15 protein-coding genes are annotated in these 14,331 nt (G+C 66.7%); 2 read left to right on the forward strand and 13 right to left on the reverse strand.

The features are described from left to right. Nucleotides 1–52: 52 nt before the first annotated feature. Together apaG and K0S66_RS01875 are read right to left on the reverse strand one after the other, a co-directional pair. The gene (apaG, locus tag K0S66_RS01870; protein WP_301073396.1) at nucleotides 53–463 is read right to left on the reverse strand and encodes a Co2+/Mg2+ efflux protein ApaG; all 411 of its coding nucleotides are present in this window, start codon (nucleotides 461–463) and stop codon (nucleotides 53–55) included. Continuing rightward, nucleotides 460–1,668 carry an aminotransferase class I/II-fold pyridoxal phosphate-dependent enzyme gene (locus tag K0S66_RS01875; protein WP_301073397.1) on the reverse strand — a complete coding sequence of 403 codons (1,209 nt, stop codon included), beginning with the start codon at nucleotides 1,666–1,668 and terminating at the stop codon, nucleotides 460–462. The genes apaG and K0S66_RS01875 overlap by 4 nt, the downstream gene beginning before the upstream one ends. A gap of 113 nt (nucleotides 1,669–1,781) precedes the next feature. Here K0S66_RS01875 and K0S66_RS01880 point away from each other — a divergent pair, with 113 nt between their 5' ends. Further along, nucleotides 1,782–2,999 carry a glycosyltransferase family 39 protein gene (locus tag K0S66_RS01880; RefSeq protein WP_301073398.1) on the forward strand — a complete coding sequence of 406 codons (1,218 nt, stop codon included), beginning with the start codon at nucleotides 1,782–1,784 and terminating at the stop codon, nucleotides 2,997–2,999. A gap of 19 nt (nucleotides 3,000–3,018) precedes the next feature. On the opposite strand, the gene K0S66_RS01885 is transcribed toward K0S66_RS01880, so the two are convergent. The 6 genes from K0S66_RS01885 to K0S66_RS01910 form a co-directional block, all read right to left on the reverse strand. After that, nucleotides 3,019–4,119, reverse strand: coding sequence for a glycosyltransferase family 2 protein (locus tag K0S66_RS01885; RefSeq protein WP_301073399.1), 1,101 nt, complete (start codon nucleotides 4,117–4,119; stop codon nucleotides 3,019–3,021). Nucleotides 4,120–4,125: 6 nt separating this feature from the next. Then, nucleotides 4,126–5,166 carry a 3-isopropylmalate dehydrogenase gene (gene leuB / locus K0S66_RS01890; RefSeq protein WP_301073400.1) on the reverse strand — a complete coding sequence of 347 codons (1,041 nt, stop codon included), beginning with the start codon at nucleotides 5,164–5,166 and terminating at the stop codon, nucleotides 4,126–4,128. 60 nt (nucleotides 5,167–5,226) lie between these two features. Further along, a complete protein-coding gene (gene recO / locus K0S66_RS01895; RefSeq protein ID WP_301073401.1) occupies nucleotides 5,227–5,958 on the reverse strand; it encodes a DNA repair protein RecO in 732 nt (243 codons plus the stop codon). Nucleotides 5,959–6,058: 100 nt separating this feature from the next. Beyond that, on the reverse strand, nucleotides 6,059–6,544 hold the full coding sequence (locus tag K0S66_RS01900) for a DUF192 domain-containing protein (protein ID WP_301073402.1): 486 nt from the start codon (nucleotides 6,542–6,544) through the stop codon (nucleotides 6,059–6,061). Nucleotides 6,545–6,546: 2 nt separating this feature from the next. Continuing rightward, on the reverse strand, nucleotides 6,547–7,107 hold the full coding sequence (locus K0S66_RS01905) for a cold shock domain-containing protein (RefSeq protein WP_301073403.1): 561 nt from the start codon (nucleotides 7,105–7,107) through the stop codon (nucleotides 6,547–6,549). Between the two features lie 76 nt (nucleotides 7,108–7,183). After that, entirely contained in the window at nucleotides 7,184–7,702 is a 519-nt protein-coding gene (locus K0S66_RS01910; RefSeq protein WP_301073404.1) for a RecX family transcriptional regulator, read from the reverse strand. Nucleotides 7,703–7,827: 125 nt separating this feature from the next. Here K0S66_RS01910 and K0S66_RS01915 point away from each other — a divergent pair, with 125 nt between their 5' ends. Next, a complete protein-coding gene (locus K0S66_RS01915; protein WP_301073405.1) occupies nucleotides 7,828–9,561 on the forward strand; it encodes a fatty acyl-AMP ligase in 1,734 nt (577 codons plus the stop codon). A gap of 559 nt (nucleotides 9,562–10,120) precedes the next feature. Here K0S66_RS01915 and acs read toward each other — a convergent pair. From acs to K0S66_RS01940, 5 genes are all read right to left on the reverse strand, one after another. After that, nucleotides 10,121–12,058: an acetate--CoA ligase gene (gene acs, locus K0S66_RS01920; protein ID WP_301073406.1), complete on the reverse strand. Its 1,938-nt coding sequence runs from the start codon at nucleotides 12,056–12,058 to the stop codon at nucleotides 10,121–10,123. 110 nt (nucleotides 12,059–12,168) lie between these two features. Next, complete coding sequence (locus tag K0S66_RS01925) at nucleotides 12,169–12,786, reverse strand: MarC family protein (RefSeq protein ID WP_301073407.1); 618 nt, start codon at nucleotides 12,784–12,786, stop codon at nucleotides 12,169–12,171. Nucleotides 12,787–12,852: 66 nt separating this feature from the next. After that, the gene (gene folD, locus K0S66_RS01930) at nucleotides 12,853–13,722 is read right to left on the reverse strand and encodes a bifunctional methylenetetrahydrofolate dehydrogenase/methenyltetrahydrofolate cyclohydrolase FolD (RefSeq protein ID WP_301073408.1); all 870 of its coding nucleotides are present in this window, start codon (nucleotides 13,720–13,722) and stop codon (nucleotides 12,853–12,855) included. Then, the gene (locus K0S66_RS01935) at nucleotides 13,719–14,021 is read right to left on the reverse strand and encodes a DUF167 family protein (RefSeq protein WP_301073787.1); all 303 of its coding nucleotides are present in this window, start codon (nucleotides 14,019–14,021) and stop codon (nucleotides 13,719–13,721) included. Before K0S66_RS01935 ends, folD begins: the two co-directional genes overlap by 4 nt. Continuing rightward, nucleotides 14,018–14,317, reverse strand: a complete 300-nt coding sequence (locus tag K0S66_RS01940) for a YggT family protein (RefSeq protein WP_301073788.1) — start codon at nucleotides 14,315–14,317, stop codon at nucleotides 14,018–14,020. Before K0S66_RS01940 ends, K0S66_RS01935 begins: the two co-directional genes overlap by 4 nt. Nucleotides 14,318–14,331 lie beyond the last annotated feature (14 nt).

Consider the following 14,331-nt stretch of genomic DNA (forward strand, 5'->3'; position numbering starts at 1 on the left):
CACCATGGCGCCTGCCATGCCGCGCGCCGGCCTCACTCGCAAGCGACGCTGCTCAGCCACGTTCTCCACCCGTCACCGCCGGCGCGATCAGCGCGAACTTCGGAATTGCCACATCGAACGTCATGCCCGCGGCATCGACCATGCGGTAGCTGCCCTGCATCGATCCGGCGGGCGTCGCGAGCGGACACCCGGACACATAGTCATAGCTGCCGCCCGGCTCGATGAGCGGCTGCTCGCCGACCACGCCCTCGCCTTCCACCGAATGGCGCGCACCGCGCCCGTCGATGATGATCCAGTGCCGCGTCAGAAGTTGCACCGCCGCTGGCCCGTCGTTTTCGATGCGGATATGATAGGCCCAGAACCAGCGCCCACGCTCCGGCTCCGACTGTTCGGGCAGATAGCTGACCGACACGCGCACGGTCACTCCCCGCGTCGTCTGTGACGAAGGGAAAAATGCCTTCACAGGCCCACCGTCCGAAGCGCCTGGTCAAGATCGTCGATCACGTCGGCGGGATCTTCCAGCCCGACGTTCAGCCGCAACATGCCCTCGCTGATCCCCATCTCCTCGCGCTTCTCGGGTGTGACCGATGCGTGCGTGGTGGAGGCAGGATGCGTCATCAGCGATCGGGAATCGCCGATGTTGTTGGAAATATCGACCAGCGCCAGCGCATCGAGCAACCCATGTGCCTGGCTCCGCCCGCCATCGACTTCAAAGGCGAAGATCGGCCCCGCCGCTTCCATCTGCGACATGGCAAGCTCATGCTGCGGATGGCTGGGGAGGCCGGGATGAAGGATCCGCGCCACGCGCTTTTCGAGGAAAGCGCCGACCTTCAGCGCATTTTCGGACTGGCGCCGGATCCGGAGGTCCAGCGTCTCCAGCCCCTTCAGCACGACCCAGGCATTGAACGGCGACAGCGTCGGCCCGGTGTTGCGCGTGAACGGCAACAGCGTGTTGTCGATGAAATCCTTCGTGCCACACACGGCGCCGGCGAGCACGCGGCCCTGCCCGTCCATCATCTTGGTCGCAGAATAAGCGGTGACGTCCGCGCCGAACTCCATCGGGCGCTGCAACGCTGGGGTGGCAAAGGCATTGTCGACGACGCTGGTGATCCCGCGCGCCCGTGCGATGTCACACACCGCGCGCAGATCGACCACATCCATCGTCGGATTGGCCGGCGTTTCGAAGAAGAACACCTTTGTCTCGGGCCGCACCGCATCCTCGAACTGCTGTGGGTCGCGCGCGTCGACGACGGTGGTGGCGATGCCGAACTTGGGCAGCAGATTGTCGACCAGCCAGCGGCATGATCCGAACGCCGCGCGGCCGGCCACCACATGGTCACCCGCCTGCAACTGGCTCAGCAGCACCGCGGTCATCGCTGCCATGCCGCTCGCCATCGTGCGGCAAGCCTCCGCCCCTTCCAGCAGGGCGATGCGATGCTCCAGCATTTCGACCGTCGGGTTCTGCAGCCGGGAATAGGTCATCCCCTCCTGCTCGCCGGCGAAACGCGCGGCGGCGTCACCGGCGCAGTCATAGGCATAGCCGGAGGTGACGAAGATCGCCTCGGAGGTTTCGCCGAATTCGGAGCGGACGGTGCCGCCGCGGATCGCGCGGGTCGCCGGGCGCCAGGTGTCAGTGATCGAGCGGTCTTGTCCGGTGCGGCGCTTCATGCCGGCTGCTTTCGGCCAATTGCCGCGGGCTTTCAAGCATGACGCGCGGGGCACAGTCACCCATTCGCCCCCGCCACGTTGGCGCGGCGGCATCAGGCGGCTAAGCGTGAACCATGCTGCGCCGCCCCCTGCCGCTCGGGATCATCGTCTTCCTGCTGGCGGAGGCATTGTTCCTCATCCATCTGACGGTCCCGCACCAGTTCGTGTTTGATGAGGTGCATTACGTGCCTGCCGCACGCGCCCTCATCGCGCTCGACGGCCCTGTGAACATCGAGCATCCGCTGCTCGCCAAATGGCTGATCGCTCAAGGGATCCTGCTGTTCGGCGACAATGCGTTCGGTTGGCGGATCATGTCGACGCTGGCCGGCAGCGCGACTGTCGCTTCGATGTTCGCCATCATCTGGCAGATCACGCATCGTCGCCGCCCCAGCCTGATCGCAGCCGCGCTCACCGTGCTTGGCTTCACCGTGTTCGTGCAGGCACGGATCGCGATGCTGGACGGCTTCATGCTCGCCTTCCTGACCTCGGCGATCGCAATGGCAGCATGGACGCTCCGTGCCGGTGGCCTCGCGCGCTGGTCGGCGGCATCGGTGCTGCTGGGGGCCGCAACTGCCTGCAAGTGGCTGGCCGCGCCCTATGTCGCCTTTGCCGCCATCGCCTTCGTGCTGCTGAAGCGCGAGGATTCGCGCCGTTTCCCCGGGCTCTCCGTCCCGCTCGCGCTCGGCACGCTCGCGCTGCTGTCCGCCGCGACATACCTCGCCACTTTTGCGCCGGCCTTCTTCTATCGCGATGCGCCGCTGACGCTGGCGACGCTGCTGCCGTTCCAGCTCGACATGTTCGAACGGCAGACGCAGCTTCTGCCGACCCACGCCTATCAGTCGAACTGGTGGACGTGGCCGCTGCTGATCCGCCCGATCTGGTATCTGTACGAGCCAGCCGACGGCGCGCAGCGCGGCATCCTGCTGCTGGGCAATCCGGCCATCATGTGGTCGGGCCTTGTCGCCGTCCTTGCCTGCTGGTGGGGCTGGGTACGCTCAGGCTCGCCCCGTCTGCTCGCCGCCGCCGCGTTATGGACCGGCAGCCTCGGCATCTGGGCAATCATCCCAAAATCGCTCGGCTTCTATTATTATTACTATCCGTCCAGCGTCTTCATCGTGATCCCGATCGTGGTCGCGCTCGATCATTGGCGCGACCGGACGCGCGGCTGGGACATCGCGCTGCTGGCGATCTCGATGGCACTCGGGATCTATTTCTACCCGGTGCTCGCAGCACTGCCGCTGCCGGACGCGAACGCCTTCCGCTACTGGACCTGGTTCTCGACGTGGATCTGACGGGGGATCTGAGGGGGCCTCAATACCGCCCCCAGACGAAGCGCGACGACAGGGCATAATTCCACACCGCGCCGACGAACACACCGGCCAGCGCCGACGCCGCCCAGGCTCCGTAATGGAAGTCGTACAGGAACGCCGCCACCCCGACATTCGCCACCGCGCCGACCGAGCAGACGACACAGAAGGACACCCACCCGTCGAGCAGCTGACGCCACCCCTTCAAGCGCCGGTCACGATAGGTCAGCGCATTGTTGAGCAGGAAGTTGAACGTCATCGCGACCACCGTCGCGGCGATCTGCCCCAGCAGGAACGTCGTCCCCGCGACGAGGTAAAACAGCGCCAGCACCCCCATGTGGATGCCCACGCCGATCACGCCGATGGCAGAGAACATGGCGAAGCGTACTGGCACCAGCTTGCCGAACCGGCGATCGTACAGCGCGATCAGATATTCCAGCGCCACGACGTGATCGAGCTTCGATTCGCCCTCGGTCCGGATGCGAAAGACATAGGGCAGTTCGCGATATTGGAGCGGCCGATCCCCCGCCGCCATGATGTCGAGCAGGATCTTGAACCCGATGCCGGCCAGATGCGGCGCCCGCGCGCGCAGGACGTCGGTTCGAACCATGAAGAACCCGCTCATCGGGTCGGTCAGCCCAACGTTCAGCACGCGCTGCGACAATCGTGTCGCCAGCGCCGACTTGGCGACACGATCACGATCCCAGTCGCCCGTTCCCCCACCCGCCACGAACCGAGACCCCACGACGATATCAAGCGCCGGGTCGGCGCGCAGTGCCGCCAGCATGTCGGGCAAAATCGTCTCGTCGTGCTGCAGATCGCCGTCGATCACTGCGACCGCCGGGGCGGCGGTGGCGCACATCCCCTCGATACAGGCGGTAGCCAGTCCGCGCCGCCCGATCCGCTGGATCACCCTGACGCGCCGGTCGATCCGCGCAATCTCGCGCGCGGCATCGGCCGTCCCGTCGGGGCTGTCATCGTCGACGAAGATCGCTTCCCAATTGATCCCGGCCAGCGCCTGGTCCAGCCGGGCGATCAGAACGGGGACATTGCCCTTCTCATTGAACGTCGGGATGACGACCGCGAGGTCGAGCAGGTCGCTCACGCGCGATTACAGCGCGGCAAGAACCGCATCACCCATCGCGCGGGTCGAACAGGTGCCGCCCAGGTCGGCGGTGCGATGGGTGGCAAGCGCGCTGGCGACCGCCGCCTCCACCCGGTCCGCCGCGTCGGGCAGTTCCAGCGAATGACGCAACATCATCGCCGCAGACAGGATCGCGGCGCATGGATTGGCCTTCCCCTGCCCGGCAATATCCGGCGCGGAGCCGTGGATCGGCTCATACAGCCCCTTGCCCGTGTCATCGAGCGAGGCGGACGGCAGCAGCCCGATCGACCCGACACACATCGACGCCTGATCGGACAGGATGTCGCCGAACAGATTGCCCGTCACGATCACGTCGAACTGGCCCGGATCGCGCACCAGCTGCATCGCCGCGTTGTCGACGTACATGTGCGTCAGCGTGACGTCAGGATATTCCTGCGCCACCTCGGTCACCACGTCGCGCCACAATTGCGACGTTTCCAGCACATTGGCCTTGTCCACCGAGCAGAGCTGCCCGCCCCGTCGCCGCGCCGCTTCGAAGCCGGCGAGGGCGATCCGGGCGACCTCGCTTTCGTCATAGCTCATCAGGTCATAGCCCTGCCGCAGCCCCGCGGGCGTGGTGCGCATGCCCTTTTCGCCGAAATAGACATCGCCGTTCAGCTCGCGCACGATGAGCAGGTCGATCGTGCGTGCGACTTCCGGCCGCAGCGCGGAGGCATCCTCCAGCCCCGGAAACAGCTTCGCCGGTCGCAGGTTCGCGAACAGCGTCAATTCCTTGCGCAGTCCCAGGATCGCCTGCTCGGGGCGAAGCCCTCGCTCCAGCGCGTCGCAGCTCGGGTCACCGACCGATCCGAACAGGATCGCGTCCGCGCGATGCGCCAGGTCCAGCGTGTCAGGCGGCAGCGGGTGGCCCGCCGCGTGATAGGCCGCGCCGCCGACCAGCGCCGTCTCGAACGCCAGCGGCAGCTCCAATGCCTCGAGCACCCGGCGCGCTTCCGCGGTCACCTCGGGTCCGATGCCGTCACCCGGCAATATTGCGATCAGGGCCATGCGTGCCTCCAGACGGATACGGAATGCGAACGGTACCGTTCCTTGCCCACCGCCATGATCTCACGCAACCGCTCTGTGCAGCCGGTCGATCAGCCGCTCGCGTGCGGCCAGCGTTTCGGCGTGGCGATCAACCATGATGCTGCGCGCCAGGAACCGCCCGGTGATCGCCAGCCCGGCGAAGATATCAGCCCAATCCGCCTCGCCGCCTGCTGACAGGAACGCCGGCAGCGGCAACAGGCGATCCTCATAGCCGATCGCCGCCGGGCGGCTTACCGCGCCGCCGGTCTTGGGGCTGATATAGCCAATGTTCTCCACCGCTCCCGTCACCACGCAGCGTTGCAGATCGAGGCCAAAGCCAAGCTCGGACAGCAGCAACAGCTCGTATCGCGCCAGCGGGCCAGCCCACCCCCGCGCCGCCGGCGCCGCATCGATCGCGTCCAGCAGGCCGGACAGCGCCTGGTACAGTCGGGGATAGGGATGCCCTTCTGGCAGCGCGGCGGCGGTCAGTGCGGTCAGCCACTCCAGCGCGGCGGCGGGCAACGGCTCCCCGTGTAGCGGCGCGCGGCTGCGAACCATTTCGGCGGTGAGCGCGGGAAGCTGTGCATCGGTCCGCGCGCGCCATTCCCCGATGATGATGTTGGCTGGCTGCAGGATCGGGCGGAGGCCCCGCGATCGTCCGCCCCGCACATAACCCGCCTGCACCCCGTCGTCGGCAGTCAGCGCGCGAACGATCGCGCCATGCTCACCATGCGCCCTGCTCGACAGGACGATGGCAGTCGCGCTCAGCCGCATAGTGACGCCGGTTGGCGACAGGCGGTCATGTCAGCGCGCCGCCACTTTCTACGGTTCACCATTGCGCCGGCCTGGAACGACCTGCACCGGCGCGTCGGCGTCACCGCTTCCAGGAAACCTTGTCGCCTTCTGCGATCCCCAGCTCGGCGGATCGCCCGCCGTTCAGTTCCAGCACTGCGCTGACCGGCTCGCCCGAGGGCACCTGCGCTTCGGAGAAGGGCACGGTGTTTTCCGCAATGCGCGCAATCGTGCCGTCAGGGCGGATGAAGATGATGTCGAGTGGCGAGGGCGTGTTCTTCATCCAGAAGCTCGCCTCGCGCGGCCCGCCGCCCTCCGGCGGATAGGGCGCGAACAACATGCCGCCATCCTTGGGAATATCCGTCCGGAACATCAGCCCGCGCTGCTGCTTGTCCTGCGTGTCCGCCAGCTCCACGCGGAACACGTGCGGTCCGTTCGCGCTGGTGATGGTCACTTCGGTCAGCGCCGCCCTCGCACGCTCATCGCCAGCCGTGGCGGCAGCGTCTTGGCCGGTGCACGCCGCCGCCCCCAGCAGGAACGCCAGCGACGCCATGGCAATGAGCTTCATCGTCAATTCTCCCGTGTAACGCTCACGGCCATCGGCCCCTTGCGTCCATCCACCACCCGCGCGCGCAGCCGCTGTTCGGGCATCACCTCGCCGATATCACCGCGGCGAAGCGTTTCCATGTGGACGAAGATATCTCCTGGCACGTCATCCCGCACCAGAAATCCATATCCCTTCAGCCGATTGAACCATTTCACCGCCACCGGCTCCCAGTCGCCCGCTTCGTCGATCAGCGAAGCCGGGTCGATGCGCGTCGTCGGCCGCACCACCGGCTCCACTGCGGTGGTCGTGTCGATCGCCAGGATTTCGCGTGCCTGGTACCCGCGCTCGCGACGTACGACCATCGCGTCGATGCGGGTTCCTTCGGGCAGGCTGCGGCGGCCCAGCGGCTGCAGCACGGAGAAATGGATAAGCACGTCGCCATAGGCGTCTTCGTCCGGCACCAGGAAGCCGAAGCCGCGCGTCACGTCGAACCACTTCAACGCGCCCGCGATGCGCACGCCATCATCTTCGCCAGCACTGGCGGCGTCGGGGCCTTGGTTGGCCTCGGACGGTTCGCTTTGCATTGTTCTTTCCCCTGGACCGAACGCTAGCATGGTTGTCGCGCCGCACAATATCCTCGTGTGAAAACAAGGGCTGGGCTCACGGTTCCAGGACGTCGCCGGGGGCAGCTGCCACGATCCGCCGCGCCAGCGTGAAGGAATGGCCCGCGCGCAGCATCGCGGCCATGTGTCGCTGCCGGCCGCGCTCATCCACCGGCAGGGTCGCGAACGGGCCGATCCGGCGGCGGCGGGCGAACGCCAGCGCGCTTTCCAGCGCCTGCTCCTCGCTCTGCTCGATCACTTCGCCGATGTCGTCCTGCGCGATTCGGGCTGCCTTCAGCGCTTGGCCGACCCGCCCGGCGCCATAGCCGCGCCGCGCCAGCGACCGTGCGCGCGCCTCGGCGAAGGCGCGATCGTCGATATAGCCCAGCCCCGCCATCCGCTCGGCGATCTCTTTGGGGTCGGCGAGCGGCCCGTCCCAGCCGCGCTCGCGCACTTTGCGCGCCAGATAATCGGCCAACTTCCCACGGGTTGTGGCGAAACGACCAACATAGCGTAATGCCAAATCCTCCAGTGCACGGCGGTCGAGCGGGGGCGGCGGGCGGCGGCTGTTGGTCATGCGCCTTTATGTTGCCACACTGACATCGGAATTTGAACGTGGCGAACCGTCAGTTGGCCGGCCTCCGGAATGATCCGGTGTGCAGGTCCGAAACAGCACCCGAACGAGATTTTGAGCAACCGACCATGACGAGCGCGACCCTGATCCCCACCCCGAGCAGCGACGCCCGGCCGCGTCGCTTTGCCGATTTCGAGACGCTGGGCGAGGCGCTGGATTATGCCGCTCAGGGCGATCGCGGGCTGAATTTCCACGATGCGCGCGGCACGCTGGTGCGCCCCTATCCGTTCCGCGAGCTTCAGGGTGATGCGACGCAGGCGGCCTATCGCCTGATCGCGGCGGGCATCAAGCCGGGCGACCGCGTCGCGCTGGTCGCTGAAACCAGCGCAGAATTCGCCGCCTTGTTCTTCGGCACGGTCTATGCCGGCGCCTGGCCGGTGCCGCTGCCACTGCCCACCTCGTTCGGTGGCAAGGATTCCTATATCGATCAACTGCGCGTTCAGCTGACGAGCTGCGATCCCGTCATGCTGATCTATCCGCCCGAACTGGCGGAGATGGCTGGCGCGGCGGCGACTGCGGTCGGTACGCAGGGCATCGACTGGGCCGATCTGCTCGCGCGACCGGCGGCGGCGGTCGATCTGCCGCAGGCTTCAGGCACCGACATCGCCTATCTGCAATATTCCAGCGGCTCGACGCGCTTCCCGCACGGCGTCGCGATCACTCACCACGCGCTGCTCAACAATCTCGCCGCGCACGCCCATGGCATGGAGCTGATCGAAACCGATCGCTGCATCTCCTGGCTGCCGTGGTACCATGACATGGGCCTCGTCGGCTGCTTCCTGTCACCGATCGCCAATCAGGTGTCAGTCGATTATCTGAAGACCGAGGATTTCGCCCGCCGCCCGCTCGCGTGGCTCGATCTCATCAGCCGCAATCCCGGCACGTCGATCAGCTATTCGCCGACCTTCGGCTACGACATCTGCTCGCGCCGCATGTCGAGCCAGACGAAGGCGGCCGACCGCTTCGACCTGTCGCGCTGGCGCCTCGCCGGCAATGGCGCGGACATGATCCGGCCCGACGTGATGCAGGGCTTCGTCGACGCCTTCGCCGATGCCGGCTTCCAGGCAAGCGCCTTCCTCCCCTCCTACGGGCTCGCCGAAGCGACGCTCGCCGTGTCGATCATGCCGCCGGGTGAGGGCATCCGCGTCGAACTGGTCGAGGAAACCCAGCTTTCGGGCGTGCCGGCGGGTCAGGATCGGCCGCAACGCTACCGTGCGATCGTCAATTGCGGGAAGCCGGTGCGCGACATGCTGGTCGAGGTGCGCGAGGAGGACGGCAGCGTCCTGCCGGAGCGTGCGATCGGCAAATTGTGGTGCAGCGGCCCGTCGCTGATGGTCGGGTACTTCCGTGACGATGCCGCGACCGAGGCATGCATGGTCGATGGCTGGCTCGACACCGGCGACATGGGCTACATCTCGGACGGCTACATCTACATCGTCGGCCGTGCCAAGGACATGATCATCGTCAACGGCCGCAACCATTGGCCGCAGGACATCGAATGGGCGGTGGAGCAGCTCCCCGGCTTCAAGCAGGGCGATATCGCGGCCTTCGCGATCACCACGCCGGGCGGTGAGGAAACCCCCGCCGTTCTCGTGCAGTGCCGCACCTCCGACGTCGAGGAGCGCAGCCGCCTGCGCGACGAGATCCGCGATCGTGTGCGCGCGGTGACGGGCATGAACTGCGTGATCGAACTCGTGCCGCCGCGCACGCTCCCGCGCACCAGCTCGGGCAAGCTGAGCCGGGCAAAGGCACGCAACCTGTATCTGTCGGGCGAGATCAAGCCGTACGCGGTCGCCGCCTAAGACAACCGTCGAGATCCAGCTGAAACAGGCCGCTACTCAGGGCAGCGGCCGACTGGCGCCGGCGTCCCTTGCGGGGCACCGGCACCGGTCTGCAGCGGTATCAGGCGATGTGCAGGTCCAGCTCGCGGCGATGCGCGCGGGCCTTGGCAGTCAATACGATATGACCACGCTTTTCCTGCACCCAACCCTGCCGGGTCAGGGCGTTGAGCGTCATCGGACAATCACCGCGCGAGATCATGAGATTAGGTCCTGCGGCTCGCGCTGAGCCGAGGATACGTTCGAGCAACTCAGCGGTCAGCCAAGCGCCATCATCTTGCTGTCCCAAAGTGACCCCCCAAGGGTTTACGGCAGCTGTTGTTATTCCCGCTAAAGGACAACGATCCCTTAACGAAATCAACCGATTCGCGACCAAGGAGCGACCGGGCGCGCTGAATCGTTGGCAGGCTGCGTCGCCCGGCGAAATGGGCCGGCGGCGAGCCGGAAAACGGCCCGCTCATCGGTCTTGCCGGCCTTTGCTGAACGCTTATCCTCCCGGCCGGAAAACGGCCGAGTCGCGCGCTCAATGCTGCCGGTTGGCCACCAGATCGTCGACCACCGACGGGTCCGCCAGTGTCGAGGTATCGCCCAGGCTGTCGACCTCGCCTTCCGCGATCTTGCGCAGGATGCGCCGCATGATCTTGCCGCTGCGCGTCTTGGGCAGGCCGGGCGCGAACTGAACCGCGTCGGGTGTGGCGATCGGGCCGATCTCCTTGCGCACCCATGTCCGCAGGTCCGCGGCCAGATCGTCCGACGCTGCCTCGCCGGAGTTCAGCGTGACATAGGCGTAGATGCCCTGCCCCTTCACGTCGTGCGGCATGCCCACCACCGCCGCCTCGGCGACCTTGGGGTGAAGCACCAGCGCGCTCTCCACCTCCGCCGTGCCCATCCGGTGGCCTGAGACATTCAGCACGTCATCGACGCGCCCGGTGATCCAATAATAGCCATGCTCGTCGCGGCGGCATCCGTCGCCGGTGAAATATTTGCCGCGATAAGTGGTGAAATATGTCTGGAAGAACCGCTCATGGTCGCCCCACACCGTGCGCATCTGCCCCGGCCAACTTGCCGTGATGCACAGATTGCCGCTCACCGCCCCGTCCAGCACCGCGCCCGCCTCATCCACCAGCTGCGGATGCACCCCCGGCAGCGGCTTGGTCGCCGATCCGGGCTTCAGGTCGGTCGCGCCCGGCAGCGGTGCGATCAATGCGCCGCCGGTCTCGGTCTGCCACCAGGTATCGACGATCGGCGAGCGCCCCTCGCCCACGACATGGTGATACCAGCGCCATGCCTCCGGGTTGATCGGCTCGCCGACGGTGCCGAGCAGCTTCAGGCTGGCGCGGCTGGTCGCCTTCACCGGCGCATCGCCTTCCTTCATCAGTGAACGCAGCGCGGTCGGCGCGGTGAAGACGGTGTGCACCTGATGACGGTCGACCACCTGCCAGATGCGGCTCGCATCGGGCCAGTTGGGCAGGCCTTCGTACATCAGCGTCGTCGCGCCGTTCGCCAGCGGGCCATAGACGACATAGGTGTGCCCCGTGACCCAGCCGATGTCGGCGGCACACCAGAAGACGTTCTCGGGTCGGTGGTCGAACACCAGATCGTGGGTGTAGCTGGCCCACAACAGATAGCCGCCGGTGGTATGCAGCACGCCCTTCGGCTTGCCCGTCGATCCAGAGGTATACAGGATGAACAGCGGGTCCTCGGCGTTCATCGGCTCGGGCACGCACTCGCTCGACACGCCCTCCGCGGCCTCATGATACCAGACGTCCCGATCGTGCATCAGCACGTCGTCGCCGGTCGCCTTGATCACGATCACCCGCTCCAGGCTGGGCGCGCGCTCGGCGGCAGCATCGACATTCGCCTTCAGCGCGATCCGCTTGCCGCCGCGCCGCCCGGCGTCCGCGGTGATGACCAGCTTGGAATCGCAATCCTGGATCCGGCCCGCCAGGGCATCCGGGGAAAAGCCGCCGAACACCACCGAATGGATCGCGCCGATCCGCGTGCAGGCCAGCAGCGCAAAGGCGGCTTCGGGGATCATCGGCAGATAGACGGTGACGCGGTCGCCCTTGCGCACGCCCTGCGCCTTCAGGACATTGGCGAACCGCCCAACCTCCTCATGCACCTGGCGGTAGGTGAAGCGGCGCGGCTCCTCTTGCGGAACATCCGGCTCCCAGATGATCGCGACCTGATCGGCGCGCTCGGCCAGATGGCGGTCGACGCAGTTCGCGGACACGTTGAGCACGCCGTCCTTGAACCATTCGATGTGGAAATCATCCTCGTCGAACGACCAGTCGCCCGCCACCGTCGGCGCCTTGATCCAGTCCAACCGCTTGGCCTCTTCCAGCCAGAAGGCGTTGGGATCGGCCGCCGCGGCGGCGTACAGCGCGTCATAGGCGGCGCGATCGACTTTCGCGTTGGCCGCCCAGTGTTCTGGGACGGCGTACAGCTGCTGGTCGGCCATGGATCATCTCCTTTTTTGTGCCTGATGGCCGCTGAAGGTGATGATTGGCAACTGTCTTGGTGGCGCCATCGGCCCGCGGCCCGATGGCCGGGGTGGGATGGCGGTGCGGCTCAGCCCAGCTGCGCCTGCACCCCGTCGATCACGAACTGCACCGCCAGCGCGGCGAGCAGCACGCCCAGCAGCCGCGTGATGACCGCCTCGATCTTGTGCCCCATCAACCGCATCAGCGGCCCCGCGGCGATCAGCGCGACCAGCGTGATCAGCAGCACCACGGCCAGCGCGGCGAACACGACCAGCGACTGGTTCAACCCGTTGCTGCCGCTCATCAGCAGCATGACGCTGGCGATCGATCCCGGCCCAGCGATCATCGGCATCGCCATGGGGAAGATCGACACGTCCTCCACCTCTTCCAGCGCGACGGCGGCGGCACGATCCTCACGGCGCTGCGTGCGCTTCTCGAACACCATTTCCAGCGCGATCAGGAACAGCATGATGCCGCCCGCGATCTGGAACGACGCGAGCTCGATCCCCAGGCCCTTCAGCAATTTCTCGCCGAACAACGCGAACACCAGCAGGATGCCGGTCGCCACGCCTACCGCACGGATCGCCATCGACCGGCGCTGCTGCGCGGAGGCATCGGTGGTCAGCCCGGCGTAGATCGGCGCGCAGCCGGGCGGATCGATAATCACGAAAAACGTGATGAAGGAGGAGATGAACAGCTCAACCATGATGATGCCCCCCCAGGCAGACCGTTCGGGCGTGTACCGACGCCCGGCGCCGCGATGCCGCCGGCATCAGATCTGCTTCGCCAGCGTGATCCCTTCGCGGCGTGCCGCGGATACCAGCGTATTGCGCAGCAGCACCGCGATGGTCATCGGGCCGACCCCGCCGGGCACTGGCGTCATTGCGCCCGCCACTTCGGCGCAGGCCGGATCGACATCGCCGACCAGGCCATCTTCGGTGCGGTTGATGCCGACATCGATCAGCGTCGCCCCCGGCTTGATCCAGTCGGGCTTCACCATCTTGGCGCGGCCCACCGCCGCCACGACGATGTCGGCGCGCTTCACCACGGCTGGCAGGTCGCGGGTGCGCGAATGCGCGACCGTCACGGTGCAGCTCTCTCCGATCAGCAATTGCGCCATCGGCTTGCCGACGATGTTCGACCGGCCGATCACCACCGCGTCCTTGCCGCTGAGGTCACCCAGCACATCGCGCAGCAGCAACAGGCAGCCATAAGGCGTGCAGGGCACGAACCCGGGCAGCCCGGTGGCCAGCCGCCCGGCGTTCACCGGATGGAATCCGTCGACGTCCTTGTCGGGATCGATGCGCGTGATGATCGCGCTTTCGTTCAGATGCTTGGGCAGCGGCAGCTGCACCAGGATGCCGTCCACTGCGGGATCGGCATTCAGCTGGTCGACCAGCGCCTCCAGCGTCTCCTGCGTCGTATCCGCTGGCAGCCGATGCTCGATGCTTTCCATGCCGGCGGCGAGCGTCGCCTTGCCCTTCGACCGGACATAGACGGCGGAGGCGGGATCCTCGCCGACCAGCACGACGGCCAGCCCCGGCTTGCGCCCTGCTTCGCCCGCGACTTGCGCCACGCCTTCTGCCACCCGCGCGCGCAAATCCGCCGCGAAGGCTTTTCCGTCGATGATCCGTGCCGTCATGGCACAGCGCCATAGAGGCTCGCCGCCCGGCGCGCCAGCATGTCGCTGTCCCCGGTGATCAGAAGCCGCTTGATCCGCGCGGTATCCCCGCCGGCCAGCCGGACGGCGCTACGCGGCACCTGAAATGCCTTGGCGACCAGCGCGATGACCGCCGTGTTGGCGGCGCCGTCGACCGGCGGCGCACAGACCCGCGCCGCCAGATGGTGTTCGGTTCCTGCCGCCAGCACATCGCGGGCGGCGCGCGGCGTCACTCTGACCGCAATCGCCAGCCCTTCAGGAACAGGACGCCAAGCGCTCAGACGCCGCCCATCACCACGCTGGCGGCGATGTTGTTCAGGATGATCGTCAGGATCGCGATGCCGATCAGCACCACCGCGGGCGCGAAATCGATCCCGCCGGTCTGCGGCAGGATGCGGCGGATCGGGCGATACAGTGGCTCCGTCAGCCGATCGAGACCGGCATAGAGCGAGCGGACGAAGTTCGACTGCATGTTGACGACGTTGAACGTCACCAGCAGCGACAGCACGAACTGGATGATGATCACCCACCACACCACGTTCAGCAGCACCTGCAGGATCTGGACGAGGGTTAGCATCAGCAAGGGCGGTC

The sequence above is a fragment of the Sphingomonas sp. genome, assembly GCF_029239295.1.
Lineage (GTDB): Bacteria > Pseudomonadota > Alphaproteobacteria > Sphingomonadales > Sphingomonadaceae > Sphingomonas.

Bases quoted from the DNA above. Each gene is read 5' to 3' on its own strand.
- K0S66_RS01875 (WP_301073397.1), bottom strand. From the start codon at position 1,668: ATGAAGCGCCGCACCGGACAAGACCGCTCGATCACTGACACCTGGCGC.
- K0S66_RS01880 (WP_301073398.1), top strand. From the start codon at position 1,782: ATGCTGCGCCGCCCCCTGCCGCTCGGGATCATCGTCTTCCTGCTGGCG.
- leuB (WP_301073400.1), bottom strand. From the start codon at position 5,166: ATGGCCCTGATCGCAATATTGCCGGGTGACGGCATCGGACCCGAGGTG.
- recO (WP_301073401.1), bottom strand. From the start codon at position 5,958: ATGCGGCTGAGCGCGACTGCCATCGTCCTGTCGAGCAGGGCGCATGGT.
- K0S66_RS01900 (WP_301073402.1), bottom strand. From the start codon at position 6,544: ATGAAGCTCATTGCCATGGCGTCGCTGGCGTTCCTGCTGGGGGCGGCG.
- K0S66_RS01905 (WP_301073403.1), bottom strand. From the start codon at position 7,107: ATGCAAAGCGAACCGTCCGAGGCCAACCAAGGCCCCGACGCCGCCAGT.
- K0S66_RS01910 (WP_301073404.1), bottom strand. From the start codon at position 7,702: ATGACCAACAGCCGCCGCCCGCCGCCCCCGCTCGACCGCCGTGCACTG.
- K0S66_RS01915 (WP_301073405.1), top strand. From the start codon at position 7,828: ATGACGAGCGCGACCCTGATCCCCACCCCGAGCAGCGACGCCCGGCCG.
- acs (WP_301073406.1), bottom strand. From the start codon at position 12,058: ATGGCCGACCAGCAGCTGTACGCCGTCCCAGAACACTGGGCGGCCAAC.
- K0S66_RS01925 (WP_301073407.1), bottom strand. From the start codon at position 12,786: ATGGTTGAGCTGTTCATCTCCTCCTTCATCACGTTTTTCGTGATTATC.
- folD (WP_301073408.1), bottom strand. From the start codon at position 13,722: ATGACGGCACGGATCATCGACGGAAAAGCCTTCGCGGCGGATTTGCGC.
- K0S66_RS01940 (WP_301073788.1), bottom strand. From the start codon at position 14,317: ATGCTAACCCTCGTCCAGATCCTGCAGGTGCTGCTGAACGTGGTGTGG.